General features: G+C 58.2%; 16 protein-coding genes. 12 read left to right on the top strand and 4 right to left on the bottom strand.

Annotated elements, in window-relative coordinates; translation table 11 throughout:
• Positions 1–46 precede the first annotated feature (46 nt).
• Positions 47–1363, top strand: coding sequence for an SPM autocatalytic domain-containing protein (locus J3362_RS02310; RefSeq protein ID WP_349517954.1), 1317 nt, complete (start codon positions 47–49; stop codon positions 1361–1363).
• 56 nt (positions 1364–1419) lie between these two features.
• On the opposite strand, the gene J3362_RS02315 is transcribed toward J3362_RS02310, so the two are convergent.
• Positions 1420–2193 (bottom strand): DUF3750 domain-containing protein, encoded by a 774-nt coding sequence (locus J3362_RS02315; RefSeq protein ID WP_349517955.1) that lies wholly within the window; start codon positions 2191–2193, stop codon positions 1420–1422.
• Positions 2194–2385: 192 nt separating this feature from the next.
• Here J3362_RS02315 and J3362_RS02320 point away from each other — a divergent pair, with 192 nt between their 5' ends.
• On the top strand, positions 2386–2601 hold the full coding sequence (locus J3362_RS02320) for a dodecin (RefSeq protein ID WP_148609369.1): 216 nt from the start codon (positions 2386–2388) through the stop codon (positions 2599–2601).
• An 11-nt stretch (positions 2602–2612) separates the two neighbouring features.
• Here the strand turns inward: J3362_RS02320 and J3362_RS02325 are convergent, their stop codons facing one another.
• Positions 2613–3278, bottom strand: a complete 666-nt coding sequence (locus J3362_RS02325; RefSeq protein WP_349517956.1) for a hypothetical protein — start codon at positions 3276–3278, stop codon at positions 2613–2615.
• Between the two features lie 48 nt (positions 3279–3326).
• Positions 3327–4493: a GNAT family N-acetyltransferase gene (locus J3362_RS02330; RefSeq protein ID WP_349517957.1), complete on the bottom strand. Its 1167-nt coding sequence runs from the start codon at positions 4491–4493 to the stop codon at positions 3327–3329.
• 175 nt (positions 4494–4668) lie between these two features.
• Here J3362_RS02330 and J3362_RS02335 point away from each other — a divergent pair, with 175 nt between their 5' ends.
• Together J3362_RS02335 and J3362_RS02340 are read left to right on the top strand one after the other, a co-directional pair.
• Complete coding sequence (locus J3362_RS02335) at positions 4669–5355, top strand: response regulator transcription factor (protein WP_349517958.1); 687 nt, start codon at positions 4669–4671, stop codon at positions 5353–5355.
• Positions 5352–6674, top strand: coding sequence for a sensor histidine kinase (locus J3362_RS02340; RefSeq protein ID WP_502882402.1), 1323 nt, complete (start codon positions 5352–5354; stop codon positions 6672–6674). Before J3362_RS02335 ends, J3362_RS02340 begins: the two co-directional genes overlap by 4 nt.
• Here the strand turns inward: J3362_RS02340 and J3362_RS02345 are convergent.
• Positions 6630–6830 (bottom strand): hypothetical protein, encoded by a 201-nt coding sequence (locus tag J3362_RS02345; protein ID WP_349517960.1) that lies wholly within the window; start codon positions 6828–6830, stop codon positions 6630–6632. The genes J3362_RS02340 and J3362_RS02345 overlap by 45 nt on opposite strands.
• Positions 6831–6842: 12 nt before the next feature.
• On the opposite strand from J3362_RS02345, the gene J3362_RS02350 reads away from it, so the two are divergent.
• From J3362_RS02350 to J3362_RS02385, 8 genes are all read left to right on the top strand, one after another.
• Positions 6843–7448, top strand: coding sequence for a YigZ family protein (locus tag J3362_RS02350; RefSeq protein WP_349517961.1), 606 nt, complete (start codon positions 6843–6845; stop codon positions 7446–7448).
• An 81-nt stretch (positions 7449–7529) separates the two neighbouring features.
• Positions 7530–8057 carry a DUF4136 domain-containing protein gene (locus tag J3362_RS02355; protein WP_349519236.1) on the top strand — a complete coding sequence of 176 codons (528 nt, stop codon included), beginning with the start codon at positions 7530–7532 and terminating at the stop codon, positions 8055–8057.
• 34 nt (positions 8058–8091) lie between these two features.
• The gene (locus tag J3362_RS02360; RefSeq protein WP_104269875.1) at positions 8092–8448 is read left to right on the top strand and encodes a translation initiation factor Sui1; all 357 of its coding nucleotides are present in this window, start codon (positions 8092–8094) and stop codon (positions 8446–8448) included.
• 143 nt (positions 8449–8591) lie between these two features.
• On the top strand, positions 8592–9845 hold the full coding sequence (locus J3362_RS02365; RefSeq protein WP_349517962.1) for a D-amino acid dehydrogenase: 1254 nt from the start codon (positions 8592–8594) through the stop codon (positions 9843–9845).
• A 276-nt stretch (positions 9846–10121) separates the two neighbouring features.
• The gene (locus J3362_RS02370; RefSeq protein WP_349517963.1) at positions 10122–11318 is read left to right on the top strand and encodes a CaiB/BaiF CoA transferase family protein; all 1197 of its coding nucleotides are present in this window, start codon (positions 10122–10124) and stop codon (positions 11316–11318) included.
• A 10-nt stretch (positions 11319–11328) separates the two neighbouring features.
• Complete coding sequence (locus J3362_RS02375; protein ID WP_349517964.1) at positions 11329–12252, top strand: hydroxymethylglutaryl-CoA lyase; 924 nt, start codon at positions 11329–11331, stop codon at positions 12250–12252.
• Entirely contained in the window at positions 12242–13231 is a 990-nt protein-coding gene (locus J3362_RS02380; RefSeq protein ID WP_349517966.1) for a WD40/YVTN/BNR-like repeat-containing protein, read from the top strand. Before J3362_RS02375 ends, J3362_RS02380 begins: the two co-directional genes overlap by 11 nt.
• Positions 13232–13233: 2 nt before the next feature.
• On the top strand, positions 13234–15624 hold the full coding sequence (locus J3362_RS02385; protein ID WP_349517967.1) for an efflux RND transporter permease subunit: 2391 nt from the start codon (positions 13234–13236) through the stop codon (positions 15622–15624).
• The last annotated feature ends 7 nt before the right edge of the window (positions 15625–15631 follow it).

The following is a 15631-nucleotide window of genomic DNA, read 5'->3' on the forward strand; positions in this document are numbered from 1 at the left end:
GCTCGCGGCCGATATACCTGTGTAGTAATTACAGGTACCCGAAGCCATGATTTCCTCCAGCCAGATTTCGCTTTTCCAGGACAGCTCCCGCCAGGTATCGGCTTTCGACAGCACGCAGCTCCGCATCAACCGGCAATCTGCCGCTGCGCCGCAGGCCAATGAGAACGCGGTTGGCTCAGAGCTAACGCTCATGCGCCAGGCTGCCTATCGTTACAGCAGCCAGGAGCAGCTCGCCTTCAGCGGCAGCAGCACCGTGACGGATGGCGGTCAGCAGAGCGTCTTCACCAGTGCGCAGCTTGCCGAGAAAACCTCGGAGTTGTTTCTGATGGGCCAGCAGGCACTGAGCGTCAGCCGTGCCGCGCTCGGTGGTGATGCGGGTGTCGAGGGTCGGGGCAGTCTCTCGGTTTCTGCCGGACGCTATATGTTTTACTCGGAGAGCGAATCCAGAAGCTTTGCCTCCACTGGCACCATCGCATTGGAGAATGGCGAGACCATCGACTTCACCCTGTCACTGCGACAGTCCCAGTCCCGGACCTACGAGTACTCGGAACTGGTGCAGATTCAGGAACGGCCACTCACCGACCCTCTGGTGATCAACTTCGGCACTGCCTCAGCCCGCCTGACCGATACCCTCTTCGAGTTCGACCTGAACGGTAACGGTGAAACCGGGCAGTTTGCCACCCTGGGCAGCGGTAGCGGCTATCTGGTGCTGGACCGAAATGGCAACGGCAAGGTGGACGACGGCTCCGAGCTGTTTGGTCCCCGGAGCGGCTCCGGCTTTGGCGAGCTGGCCCGTTTTGATGACGACGGCAACCGCTGGATCGATGCCAATGATGAAATCTTCGCGTCGTTATCGGTGTGGGTCCAGAGTGCAGACGGCTCACAGGCTCTGAAATCCCTCTCAGAAGTCGGCGTTCAGGCGCTTTATGTGGACAATGTGGAAGACCGCTTCACGCTGGCCAACAGTCAGGGTGTGCCGCTGGGCCAGATCAAGGGATCGGGAATCTATCTGAGCACCGACGGTGAGGTCCGCACCCTGGAAGAAATCGATCTTGCAGAACAGAATGCCGCCGAAGCGCCGGCCGCTGAGACGGTCCTGAGCACGGAGCGTGGCTCGCCAGACCGCGGCGGCAATGGCCTGGTGGAGGCCAGGGTGGAAGCGATACGTTCAGCGCTCGAGAAGCTGAACGAGATCCGCGAAAAGCAGAAGGCGTTTATCGAGGAATCGAAAGACGCCGGCAAGCCCGAATCACCGCTTGATGATTACCTGAAGCTGATCGATAAGATGCGGCTGGAAATGCTGAATAGCCAGGACGAAAAGAAGCAGGCGGCGAGCCGGTATCTGGAGTTTGCCAGCTTGTAGGGATTGACTCCGAGGCAGGTCCGGTCGGGAGCCTTGCCCCCGGCCGGGCCGTCTGTTTACTCCATGGAGGGCTTGGTCATTGGATTGGTATTTCTCAGGGCCAGCTCTCCAATGCCAGGTAGTTTTACTCCCAGCGCCAACGGATTAATACCGAAAGAGAGGCCTAAAAGGTTCAACTCCAGTCCCTCGCGGACACCCGCCAGCACACCCAAGTACCCACCCAGTGAGACCTGATAACCCGCGCCACCCGGAACCTCTGCGATAATACTGTCGCCGAGGTAGTCCTTGCCGATCGCGTGGTTCGGCAGAGCCACATCGAGACCCTCAACCTCCCTGATTACCCAGGCCACGAAGGTGTTGCTGTTGGGGCCGGGCCAGGCTTCGTATTCGGTCGGGTAGGGGTAGGACGCCACTGCCTGGTAGACGTCGGGAATCAGCTTTTCGGCTTCTTCGCCGCGGATATCCGCATAGAGGTTCGGCTTTGCACCGTACCAGTGTCTGTCGGGCTCACCGGGTCGGGAATTGACCACGTAGCTGCGCCAGCCGGTCACTTCATGAACCCGATAATGGCTGGCCCCTTTTTCCTTGGTGGCTATCCAGGTATGGACAGCAAAGTAACCTCGCCAACTCCAGGCCCGGGCGCCGTATACCTGAACGATGGCTTCCTCGGCCTGTTCTGGCAGAGGGGCAATCCGGGCGCTTTCCCGGGTGGCTGTTTGCCAGCTCTCGGCTCCCTGCAGGCTGCCACTGGTGGCAAGCAGGATCGGGCCGGCAAGTAGCAGGAGTACGGCACCGAATAGCCAGCCTGTATATTTGAAAAATCGTTTCATGAACCCAGTCCAGAGAGTGAGGATAGCCGGGACTCTGTAGGTCACAGAAAGTTCCGGATCCCAGCATTGATTGTAGTGGATACGTACGCCGGTCGTTAGTTGTCAGATGAGGGCGCCGCCGGGCTGCGGTTTGCTGGCAGGTAGCTTGTCTTCTAGGCTGAAAGGTACAAGTTGCATTTTCAGGAGTCTTTTATGTCTGATCATCACGTCTATAAAAAAGTGGAAATTGTCGGTTCTTCCAAGAAGAGCATTGAAGATGCCATCGAGAACGCACTCGAGGAGTGTGGAAAAAGCGTCCGCAATATGGAGTGGTTTGAGGTAACCGAAACCCGCGGCCATATCGTTGATGGCAAGGTTGGCCACTATCAGGTCGTGATGAAAGTAGGGTTCCGTATCGTCAACAGCTGAATGGGCGCCTTTTAGCTGCTTCGAATTGCCCGGTGCCGAATGGACGAAACCAGCTGGTTCATTAGTTCCCGGGCTTCGCCCTCATGCAGGCTGTGGCACTTTTCCTGCAATACCCGTCGGTCGTGATTGGATGAGTCACTGGAGACATCTTTGAGTAGGTCCAGATACTGGCAGGCCGCAAGGTGCGCCTTGATCTCGGCATCAATCAGCCGGGTAACCAGTTCATCGACGGACTCCGTGCAGAAGGGGCGGTTCCGGTTAAGCAGATTTCGGGCCTCCAGGGCCGCGTTGCGGGCTTCCAGTCTGAGTTCGCCGGCCGCCTCGCCGGCTTCCACCGCCCTCAGGAACATCCCCAGGCGTTCATGGAGATGCCATACCTGGGGCCAGATCTTGGCGTACGCTTCCACTTCTGTTTGATAGCGGGCTTCTTCCACTGCCGAGCCCGAAGTGCCGTTGCCGGCCTCGCCGGGACGATTGAATTGTGCCACCCGTATGTCGTCAACTTCCCGCCATAGTGTATCTGAACGCTCCCGCAACGCGGCCAACTGGTCCTGATTACGGCGACGAGTTCCTGATCCAATAAACAGGGCAATAACGGCCATGCCCAGCGCTGCCGCCGAAAGCAGAAGCGGCAGGCCGCCTGCCGATAGCATGCTCCAAAATGGGTCTGTACCCATAGCGTCTGACCCCCGCACAAATGCTGTCTGGGTCTATCAGTATAGAAGTTAATCCGGCGTCTGCTGTCGAAAGGGCAGCGCGGATTCGGCATCTTTAAAGTAACCGAGGACGTGTTCCGCTTCTTCGTGGGTGAAGTTCTCGATGGCTTCGCGGAAGCCGGGGTGCAAAATACCATGCCAGGAGTGGGTGATTACCGGCTCAAAGCCACGTACCAGTTTGTGTTCGCCCTGGGCGCCGGCATCAATATGGCTGAGGCCGAGGTCCATCGCCAGTTCGATGCCCTGGTAGTAGCAGGTTTCAAAGTGCAGGTGGTTGTATTCGTCAAGGCAACCCCAGTAACGCCCGTAGAGGGTGGTTTTGCCCGCCAGGAACAGGGCACCGGCAATCATTTCGCCCTCGCGCACTGCCATCACCAGATGTACGTGTTCGGGTAGCTGTTCCAGAAGCAGCTCAAAGAATCGCTTGTTGAGGTACGGCCGTTGGCCCCGTTTCAGGTAGGTTGCCTGGTAAAACACGTAGAACGCGGAAAGCACGTGCTCCGGAATATCACGGCCATGAAAGCGCGTAAAGGAAATGCCCTGGTCCGCAACCTGGCGACGTTCCTTGCGGATGGACTTGCGCTTGCGGGACGTCAGCGCTGCCAGAAAGTCCTCGAAATTCCGGTAGTCATGGTTATGCCAGTGAAACTGACATCCGATGCGGTGAAGCTCTTGCTCGTGGTGGAGCAGTTTCTGGTCCTCTCTGTCCGGAAACAGCAGGTGCCAGGAGTGGGCCCCCAGTTCGTCCGTCAGCTTGTCCAACAGGTGATGAATCTGTTCCGGTGTCAGCTGTTGTCGAATCTCCGGATCCAGCAGCAGTCTTGGCCCGGAGGAGGGCGTGAAGGGAATGGCGATCAGTAATTTTGGATAGTACGCCAGCCCGTGCCGTTGATAGGCTTCGGCCCAGGCCCAGTCAAAAACATACTCACCCATGGAATGGCTCTTCAGAAAAGCCGGCGCCAGGCCAACAATCCTGCCAGCCATCCGGAACACGAGGTGACTTGGTGACCATCCGGTCTCCGGGGATGTGCAGCCGGATGCTTCGAGAGCCTGGAAAAACTCGTAGCGAAGAAAAGGATTGGTATGCCCAGCCAACCGTTCCCACTCCCGGGCAGGAATGTCGTTGATGCTGGTACAGGTTTCCAGTGTAAGAGTCGCTGGTCCGGGTTCTGACATGGTGAGGGAAAGCTCCTTTGTGTACCCGATACCATACGTCAGAAAACGGCTTCTGATCACCCCGGCAGCCTGTGTAAAGGTTCTGCAAAGCGGCCAGACCCGAATCAGCGGCATGCGGGTAGCGTGTTAGACTTCAGGCAGCAACCGTGGCCGGCACGACAGGTGGAGAGGCAAGATGCAAAACAGGGTGTTACTGGTTGAGGACGATGATGAATTGCGGGAATTGCTTGGCCGTTACCTGAGCAATCAGGGATTTACCGTCCGCGAGGCTGCCAATGGCCGGGATGGCCTGGCTCTGGCGCTGGGTCAGGACTGCGATATTGTGGTGCTCGACATCATGCTGCCGGATATCAGCGGCCTTGAGGTATTGCGGGAGCTGAGAGCAGAGACTCATCTGCCTGTGGTACTGCTGACCGCCCGAGGCGATGAAACAGATCGGATCGTCGGTTTCGAGGTGGGGGCCGATGATTACATTCCGAAACCTTGCAATCCCCGTGAGCTGGTGGCCCGGCTGCAGGCGCTTCTGCGACGGATAGCGTGGGACCAGAAAACCGAAGTCAACGCTGCCCGGACCTATGGCGACCTCCGCGTCGAACCCGGCCATCGCCGTATCTACCAGAACGATGTGGCCATGGAGCTGACGGCTACCGAATACGAAGTTTTACAGGTTCTCCTGGCGCACGCAGGCAGCGTGGTCCGCAAAACCGATCTCATGCAGTGGGCCCTGGGTCGACGGCTGGAGGCTTACGACCGCACTCTTGATATGCACATCAGCAACCTTCGCAAAAAACTGGGCAACGACGACCCGCCCCGGATCGAAACCGTTCGGGGGCTGGGTTACAGCTATCGGGTGCCAGAATGAGGCGGCGGCCCATGTTTCCTTTGTTCTGGCGGATCTTTCTGTCGATCTGGCTGGCCATGGCGGTCACCGTGGTAGCCAGTAACCTGGCGACCAGGATGCTTCTGGACCGGGAGCGGGAAGCCATCGAGCGCCAGGCAGGTCTCAGGGATCTGGCCGAAGAAGCGATCGCAATCCGTGAGGCGGGCGATCGTGGCGAAGCGTGGCGCTTTCTGCGGGACGAAGGCGAGCGTCTTGAACTGTTTCTGGTGTTGCTTGAGCAGGATGAAAACGATGGCAAGCTGCCCTCGTTCATCCGCGACCGCATGAAATCTGGCTGGTACCCGCAGAAACCTGCGGTTCTGGATGTGGGCGGCGGTTACCGGTTGGTGGCATGGCCCCGGGTGCAGGGCGCCGGCTGGCTCAACCCCAGATTCTTCAGGGCTATCGAGCTCGGGCTGGCACTGCTGATGATTTCCCTGGCCTGCTGGTGGATCGCCCGCCTGGTATCGCGACCTTTAAAGCACATGGAAAGCACCGCCCAGGCGATTGCTGCCGGGGATAATTCTCTCAGAGTCAGCGAAAAGATTGCCCAACGCCGGGATGAGGTAGGGCAGCTGGCCACGGCCTTCAACGCCATGACAGAACAGCTCTGCAGTCTGCTGGAACGCCAGAAGCATCTGCTTCGGGATATTTCCCACGATCTGCGAACGCCGCTCACCCGCCAGCGCATCGCCATTGAGCTGGCTAACGAGGCCGGTGCGGACGAAGAGCTGATGGCAAGTATTCTGCGCCAGAACGAACGGCTTGAAACCATGACCGGTCAGATACTGACGTTATACCGGGTTACCGAAGCCGGCGGCGATATCGAGCGCGAGCCCCTCCGGCTGGTGCATGTGATCAATCAGGTCCTCAAGGATGCAGCGGACTACGCCGAACATCAGGGCGTGGACTGCAAACTCGTGGTGTCACCGGAAAGTTCACGGGCGTCGGTGCTGGGTGATGAGGGGCTTTTACAGCGAGCCATCGACAACATCCTCCAGAATGCCCTCGACCACACGCCACCTGGCAGGGCTATTCATCTGGCCGTGACAGTGGTCGATGACTGGTTGACGCTAACGGTTGATGACGAGGGACCGGGCGTTCCGGACGAACTGATCGGCCAGCTTTTCGAGCCATTCTTCCGGGCGGACAAGTCTCGTGGGGGCACGGGCTGGGGGCTTGGCCTGGCCATTGCCAGAGACATCGTAGCGGCCCACGATGGCATGATCGGGGCAGCGGCGGGAGAAAGTGGCGGCTTACGGGTGACGCTTCGCCTTCCGGTGTTTTTCGGGGGCGGCTGACTCCGGCTCCGGGTCGGAAGGTTTCAGTTTTTCGGCGCCGGAAAAGTCGATACCCTCCTGCAGCTCGTCTTCGTCAAAGCGGATTCCGCAGGCCGCTTTCCGAATCTTCGCGGGCTTTGCCGTGCCCGGGTTCTTGTATTCGTCTTCAGAGGCCATAGGTCGTTGTCCATGAAAAAAGATTACCCCGTTCCCGCAGGATACCTTGAGCGTGAAACGGAAGTGAAGAAAAGCCGGTTCATTGCCCGGGTAGCCCCGGTGAGTTCGCGGGAGGAGGTGAAGGGCTGGCTGGAACAGGCTCACCAGGACCATCCGGATGCCCGGCATATCTGCTGGGCCTACCAGATCGGGCGTCCCGGTTCTGCCGCCGAAGCTGGTATGAACGATGATGGTGAACCGTCTGGAACGGCCGGGAAGCCGATTCTTAACGTGATTCAGCACAAGGATATGGGAGATGTGCTGGTGATGGTGGTCCGGTACTTTGGTGGCATCAAACTGGGTGCCGGTGGCCTGGTGCGAGCCTATGCAGGAGCTGCAGAGAGCGTGCTGTCGGCTGTTGACCGTGTAGTCCAGAAACCCATGGTGGACGCGCTGGTAGGCCTGTCCTTTGCTGACGAGCAACCGCTGCGGCACTGGTGTGAGATGAACGGGGCATCGGTGGAATCGGTGGATTACGGGGCCTCGGTACGGGCTGGTGTTCTGGTTCCCGAGGACCAGGTCGAGGCATTCGGAGCCTTCTGCGATGCCCATAAACTGGATTACAGTTTTGAAAGGTGACGGATCCCGGGGGCATTGTTGTGCGTCTGCGAGGCGTATACTGTTTGTAAATCTGAGTCTCAATCGAGGACAGGAATCATGATGCGTTTTCTGATGTTAGCGGTTGTTGCACTGGCCATGACCGGTTGTGCCAGCAACGTGGTGACCGACTACAACTCTTCCGTGGTTTTCGGTAATTATTCCTCCTGGGCGTTTGCCGGTGGCACCGATTCGTCTTCCTTTACCTCACTCGACGGCACTCGGGTGCGCAGTGCAGTTGAGCGAGAGCTGAATCGCAAAGCGCTGAAACAGGTCCCTGAAGCAGAGGCCGACTTGCTGGTGAGCTGGCAGATCGTGCCCGAGGAGCGTCTTGAGCAGACGGGGCTGGGACTCGGATTTGGTTTTGGTAGCGGGAATTTCGGCTGGGCCCTGTCTGCGCCGCCACCGGTACGTGAAATTGAAGAGGGAAAGCTGGTTTTAGAGCTGGCAGACAGCAAGTCGAAAGAAGTTGTCTGGCGCGCCGCCAGTCGGCGCTATCTCAATGAAAACCAGTCACCCGAGACCCGAAGAGAACTGATCGATGAGGTCGTGGCCGAAATGTTTACCAAGTATCCTCCTGGTCTCGATTGAAGGCGTTACAAGACAGGAATAGCACGGAGACAGAATGAAGAAGCGATCTGAGGGCGGTCTGGTTTTTTCGACCGAGCAGGGGCGTATGTGCCCGGATTGCCGTAACCCCGTGAATGAATGTACCTGCGGTACATCATCACGGCCTGCCGGGGATGGCATTGTCAGAGTGAGCCGGGAGACCAAGGGCCGCAAGGGTAAGGGCGTCACCCTGATTACCGGCATTCCACTGGACGACAAAGAACTGAAAGCCTATGCCAAGGTGCTGAAAGCCAAATGCGGCACCGGTGGCACAGTGAAAGATGGTGTGGTCGAAATCCAGGGTGACCAGCGGGACCTTCTGGTTCCGCTGCTTGAGCAGAAGGGGTGGACGGTGAAGCGCGCCGGTGGCTGATGGTATAACACGCAAATCCCCCACGCTCACGTTACAATAGAGCCTGCTTTAACAAATCCCGAGTTTCATACCAACCGGAATCTGGCCAGAAATCCCCGCAATTATGCCGTTGGATGGCGGATTCTGTTCGACCGGAGGCAAGCATGCATATACTGGTTTTGGGCGCAGGCGTTGTGGGTACTACCACGGCCTGGTATCTGCAGAAGCAGGGGCACCAGGTAACTGTGGTTGATCGCCAGAACCAGGCCGGCCTGGAAACCAGTTATGCCAACGGCGGTCAGATCTCCGTTTCCCATGCGGAGCCGTGGGCCAACCCGTCAGCCCCTCTGAAAGTCATGAAATGGCTGTTCCAGCCCGACGCGCCCCTGCTGTTCCGGCCAAGACTGGATCCCGCCCAATGGCGCTGGGCGCTCTCTTTTCTGGGTCAATGCACCTCGGCCCGGGCTGCCCACAACATCCGCCAGATGGTGAATCTTGGCACCTACAGCCGCAGCCAGTTGCAGGCCCTGCGTAAGGAAGCGTGCATCGAGTACAACCATCTCGACAAGGGTATCCTGCACTTCTACACCAATCCTGCGGAGTTTGACGGCGCCATGGAGCCGACCCGGATCATGCAGGATCTGGGATGTGACCGTCAGATTATCGATGCGGACCGGGCAGTAGAGCTGGAGCCGGCACTCGAGCCGATCCGCAACCGGATTGCCGGGGCAACCTACACCTCTGAAGACGAATCCGGTGATGCCCGGATGTTTACCCAGAACCTCGCAAAACGCTGCGCTGAGGCCGGCGTAGAGTTCCGGTACGGCACTGAAATCCTGAGCTTCGAACGCGCCGGCGAGCGGGTACTCGGTATCCAGACCCTCCGGGACGGCCATCATGAGACGCTGCGCGCGGATGCCTACGTGCTGAGCATGGGCAGCTTCAGTGCGGCGCTTGCCAGTCAGCTCGGTATTTTCCTCAACATCTACCCGGCCAAAGGCTATTCGATTACGGTACCGGTGAAGAACGAGGAGGCGGCGTTCAATGTCAGCCTCACTGACGACGAGTACAAGCTGGTTTATTCCCGCCTGGGTGATCGCATGCGCGTGGCGGGCACGGCCGAACTGAACGGCTACAGCCGGAAACTGAACTATACCCGCTGCCGCGCTATCGTGCGCCGCACAGCGGAAGTCATGCCCGAAGCAGGTTACTGGGACCAGGCCGAGTTCTGGACCGGTTTACGACCTGCGACGCCCTCCAACGTGCCATACATCGGAAAAAGCCACTTCGCCAACCTCTATCTGAATACCGGACACGGTACCCTGGGATGGACCCATTCCTGTGGTTCCGCCGCGGCCCTTGCGGACATTATTGACGGCCGCAAGCCTGAGGTGGATTTTACGTTCTCCGGGCTCTAGAAGGTCTGGCTACCTCCAGTCCGGAGTTAGCATCCTGGTCAAACCCCAAAACCATTTCACTTTGAATTAAAGAATTTCAAAGTGAAATGGTTTTTCTTTATCTGACAATCATCTCTTACGTGTTTATACCTACGAAATAACACCTATTTTTCAATGGCTTGAAAGATTCTTTTTGCATCTATCAAGAGTTGGCACCGGCTTTGCGATGTTGAGTGTAAACGGTTCGTCCAGTTGATGAACAACAACACCAATCCAACAACCGTGTGCTGACAGACTATGACTAAACCACTGGAAGGCGTCCGGATAATCGATCTGACCCACATGCTGTCTGGCCCTTATGCAGGAATGCTGCTGGCCGACATGGGAGCAGAATCCATCAAGGTAGAGCCCCTGAAAGGCGAAGGCACCCGCTCACTACTTGCCAAGGATCCCCGCAATTCCTACAACGGTCACGGCGCCTACTTCATTACCCTCAATCGCAACAAGAAGAGCGTCTGCATTGATCTGAAGTCCGAGGCTGGTCTACAGACTTTCTATGATTTGGTCAAAGACGCCGACATCGTGCTTGATAACTTCTCCGCCGGCGTGCCAGCGAAGCTCAAGATTGATCACGAGCATCTATCGAAGGTGAACCCTCGCATCATTACCTGTTCGGTGACTGGATTCGGGCAGGCCGGGCCCAATTTCAAGCGCCCTGCATTTGATCAGGTGGTCCAGGGTATTGGTGGCGGCATGTCGATCACCGGGCATGATGCTGAACATCCGGCCCGGGCTGGTATACCCATTGGCGACCTTGGTGGAGGCATGTTTGCGGTGATGGGGGTCCTGGCGGCCTTACATTCCCGCGCGGTCAACGGCTACGGACAGCATGTGGACATTTCCATGCTCGACTGCCAGATCAGCATGCTCAACTACATGGCAACAATGTATTTCCTCAGCGGCGACAATCCGTCTCCAATCGGCAACGGTCATTTTGTCCATGTACCCTACGATGCCTTCCGTACCAGCAACGGCTTCGTGATTATTGCGGTGATCTTCGACAGCTTCTGGGACAACTTGGTGGAGCTTTTGAGCATTGATGAGCTGCGGGATCCAGCCTACAAAACTCAGCCCGGGCGGTTTGCCGACAAACACAAGATCAACGGCATCCTTACCGATCTGCTCAAAACTAACACCACCGAACACTGGGTGGAGCTGCTCTCCAGCGCCCGCATTCCCTGTGCTCCGGTCAACAAGTTCTCCGATGCCCTTAGCGACCCCCAAGTGTTGTTCCGCAACATGGTGGTGGATATTCCCCAGTTCGATGGTGGCACCGTCAAGGCGCCGGGCAACCCGATCAAGCTCAGCGTCGACTCTTCAGATTCCTACACCGCGCCGCCCCTGCTGGGCCAGCACACCGAAGATGTCCTGAAGTCCCTGGGCTATAGCGATGAGCGGATTGCAGAACTCAAAGCCATGCAGGCCATCGGATAAGGAGGCAGCCATGAAGGTGCGTGTCAACGACGTCGGACCCCGCGACGGCTTACAGAGCCAGGGCAAGACATTGAGTGTGGACGCCAGGGCGCAGTTGATCGAGGCGCTTGTGGGTGCCGGGCTGCGAAATATTGAAGCCGGCAGTTTCGTTTCCCCGAAAGCGGTTCCGCAAATGGCGGGCACCGACGAACTTTTCAGCCGTCTGCCAGCGAGCGACAAGGTTCGCTATGCAGGGCTGGTGCCCAATATGAAGGGTTACCAGCTGGCCACCGCCGCCGGGGCAAAGGTTGTCAACGTGGTTCTGTCGGTTACCGATACCATGAACCAGAAAAATATTCGGATGTCCCTGGATGAGACTGCTGATGTGTGCAAAGCCATTGTGGAACGCGGGCATCGGGAAGGGGTCGAGGTGCAGGCCTATCTCGCGGTTGCCTTTGAATGTCCCTTCGAAGGTCTGGTTGATCCGGAGGTCGTTGCCCGATATGCGCGGCTGATGCATTCGGCCGGGGCCGCCAAAATTATCATCGCCGATACCATTGGTGCTGCCAACCCGACCCAGGTCCGTCAGGTTCTGGACCTGGTGGTTCCGGAAGTTGGTGCAGACCGACTTTCCTGCCACTTCCACGATACCCGGGGCATGGCCCTCGCCAATATCACAGTGGCGGTGGATCGGGGTGTTTGTGAATTCGATTCCTCCATCGGCGGTCTCGGCGGTTGCCCTTTCTCACCGGGCGCGACCGGCAATGTCGCCACGGAGGATGTGGTACTCCTGCTCAACAGTATGGGCCATGACACCGGTATTGATCCGCTGGATCTGGTGCCTCTGGTTCACCTGGCCGAAGAGCTCACGGGCGTGCCCCTCGGTGGCAAGAGCTTTCGCTGGTTGAGCCAGCAGCGTGCCAAGCTGCTCGGGGAGGCCGGTCATGGTGGTTAAGGTGCTTGGGATTACCGCGCAGCTGGCACCCTGGGCCATCGTTGGTGGCCTGGCCTACGCCGCGGCTTTCATCAAACCCGGTGTGGAACCTCTGCCTCTGCCCCAGCCACTGAACGAACCGCGGGATCTGTTCTATGACGTCAGCGCCTCGGAAGCTGGCCGGTACTGGTTCGCTGGCAACAACGGCCTGGTGCTGGAAGCTGGAGAAACCCTTGAGGACTGGCATCGGCATGTGATGCCCGAAAACGTGAACCTCCAGGGTATTGCTTCCGATGATAACGGTACCGTGCTGGCGGTGGGGAATGCTGGCTGGACTTTCCGTCATCATGGCGATGGCGAATGGGAGCCGTTGCAGTTACCGGTGTCCGACATTGCCGGTAAATTGATTGAAGTGGCCTGGCTTGACGGTCATTTCTGGGCCATCGGCGAGATGGGTGCAGTGTTCCGCTCCGACGCCCAGGCGAACCAGTGGCAGAACCTCAGTATCGAAGGTGACGTTGCCCTGAACGATATTGCCCGGACTGAAGCCGGCGAACTCTGGATTACCGCTGAATTTGGCACTCTCTATCACTCCCGGGATAACGGCCAGTCCTGGCAGGGCGAAGAACTGGGCTACGAAAGCCTGCGCTCGGTGGCCTTCCATGGCAATGACGGCGTGATTGTTGGCAATGGCGGCGTGATATTCCGCAGCGTCGACGGCGGCCAGACCTGGGAAAAGACCCCTTCACCGACTTCGGAGCATCTCTACGACGTGATTCACGACAGTCAACGCTGGCTCGCCACCGGCAATGGCGGGGTGCTGCTTAGCTCAGAGGACGGAACTCGGTGGCAGGCGCTTCAGCCTGGTAACTTTGCCAACGGATACCACGCACGCCTGGAGCCTGTAAAGAATGGTGTACTGATCGCGGGCCAGACGATTGGACTGCTTTCTGATGACAGCTGGCAGACCTGGCCGGATGCCATGGCAGGGGGAATCTGATCATGATCAGTGCATTTGCCCGTTCCCTCTCCGAATTCTGCATCCGTCACCGTGTTTGGGTGACTGCCATTATCTTCGTGTCCACTCTGTTAATGGCACTGACCCTGCTGAAGATCGACGTACGAACCGTATTCAGCGATATGGTGCCAAGCGACCATGAATACGTGGACGTGCATGAGACCTACAAGGATACCTTCGGCGGCAGCAACAAGGTGTCGATCCTGGTCCAGGCTCGTGACGGCGATATCATGACCCAGCCGATCCTTGAGGAAGTTAAACGGATTACCCGGGAGTTGGCAAAGGTGAGCGGCGTTAACCCGTTCCAGGTAGTATCTCTTGCTTCCCGCAAGCTCAAGTCCGTCAGTGCTTCGTCGATGGGTATCGAGAGCGTACCGCTGATGTGGCCGGATGTCCCGGAATCCGATGCCGGCATTGAGGCCCTTCGCGAGGCCATCATCAACAACCCACTGGTTTACGGAATCTACGTCGAGCCCGACCTGTCCTCGACTCTGATTCAGATGGATTTCTATGACCATCTGGTGGACTACAGCAAGATTTTCCCGCAGGTCCAGGGGATTCTGGATGACTCCCCGGTGGCCGATCAGGTAACGCATCATGTGGTGGGGGAGCCTATTCTCTACGGTTGGGTCGACTTCTACCTGGATGAAACTGTCTCCATTGCCCTGATCTCCCTAGGCGCCATGCTGTTTGCACTGTTCCTGCTGAACCGCACCTGGCGCGGCACCCTGCTGCCTCTGCTCAGTGGTGTGGTGTCTACCATCTGGGCCCTGGGTATCGGGGTTCTGCTGGGCTTCAACTTCGATCCACTGGTGATTGTGGTGGCGTTTATCATCACCGCGCGCTGCTTTAGCCACGCAGTTCAGTTAATCACCCGGTTTGACGACCTCTGCGACGGCGAAGGTGTGCAGCCGCGCAAGGCCGCCGAGCAGACCATGAAGGAATTGTTCAGGCCCGGTCTGCTGGGGCTGGTATCCGATGCCGGCGCCATCCTCTGTGTCGTGCTCACGCCCATCCCTCTACTGCAGAAAGTCTCCATCATCGGCGCGATCTGGGTAATGACCATCGGCTTCTCCGCGGTAATTCTGACCCCGGTGCTGCTTAGCTGGGTCAAGGCGCCCCTGCGCAATGCACATCCGCTGAACCTGCGCTTTCTGCTGAACGCCGTGCTGTCATTGGCTGTAAAAGTGGTCGAGACCCGGGCCCGGTTCTTCGTTCTGCCGATCACGCTGATTCTTGTTGCCGCCCTCGTGTTCAAGGCCACGGATCTGACCATCGGCGACGCTACCACCGGTTCGCCCATCCTCTGGGAAGATTCCCAGTTCAACCGTGACAGCGCCCTGATCAACGCCAATTACCCCGGTACCGAGCAGATGTTCGTGGTGCTTGAGGGCGAGCAGGAGGACGCGCTCAAGCGCCCGGATGTCCTGGCCTGGATGCAGGGTTTCCAGCGCCGTATGGAGCGCCTGCCTTCAGTGGGAGGCAGTGTCTCACTGGCTGATATTGTGGTGGATGTGCGCCGCAACCTGTACGAAGGCAATCCCCGTTATCGGGAGCTGGGCGCTACCCAACTGGAAAATGGCGAACTGATCAGCTTTTACATGCAGGGCGCCGCGCCGGACGATCTGGCCCAGTTCGCCGACCCGCTGTTCCAGAACGGCTCGGTGATCCTGTTCTTCCGGGACCGTCAGGGCGAGACCCTGCGTCAGGCCACCTACCAGATCCGTCGGTACATTGAGGAAAATCCCCTCGAAGGCGTGGATGTGCGTCTGGCGGGTGGTTCCCTGGGCATTATTGCCGCGGTCAACGAAATCCTGCTGTCCGATCAGATCGAGGCCATCGCTCTGGCCCTGCTGGTGGTCATCCTTTCCTGCCTGGCCGTTTACCGCTCGTCGGCCAGCGGCATCTTTTTCATTGTTCCGGTGCTGATCTCCAACGTGGTGACCTTTGCCTTCATGGCCTGGCAAGGCATCGGCATGAGTATCAGCACTCTGCCTGTCGTCGCCCTCGGGATTGGTCTGGGCGTGGACTACGCGTTTTACATCGTCGATTCGGTGAAGGAATACCTGGAAAAAGATCCCGGGGCAGACCCCATGGATGCTATTCGCCAATCCCTGTTTTCTGCCGGCCGCGGCGTGCTCCTCACGTCTGTGACCCTTGCGGCCGGCGTTTTGTTCTGGTCCCTGTCTTCGCTGCGATTCCAGGCGGAGATGGGCACCTTAATTGGGCTGTGGCTGCTCGTTTCAGCGTTCACCTCGCTGTTCGTCATGCCATCCCTGGTTCGGGTGCTGAAGCCGAAGTTCATCTTTGGTGACCGCCCCCAAACGGCCGACTCCGACCACGGGATGGAACGGCTGGCGCAATCCACTCACTGATGATGGG

It is taken from the genome of Marinobacter sp. NFXS11 (assembly GCF_040148675.1).
GTDB lineage: Bacteria > Pseudomonadota > Gammaproteobacteria > Pseudomonadales > Oleiphilaceae > Marinobacter.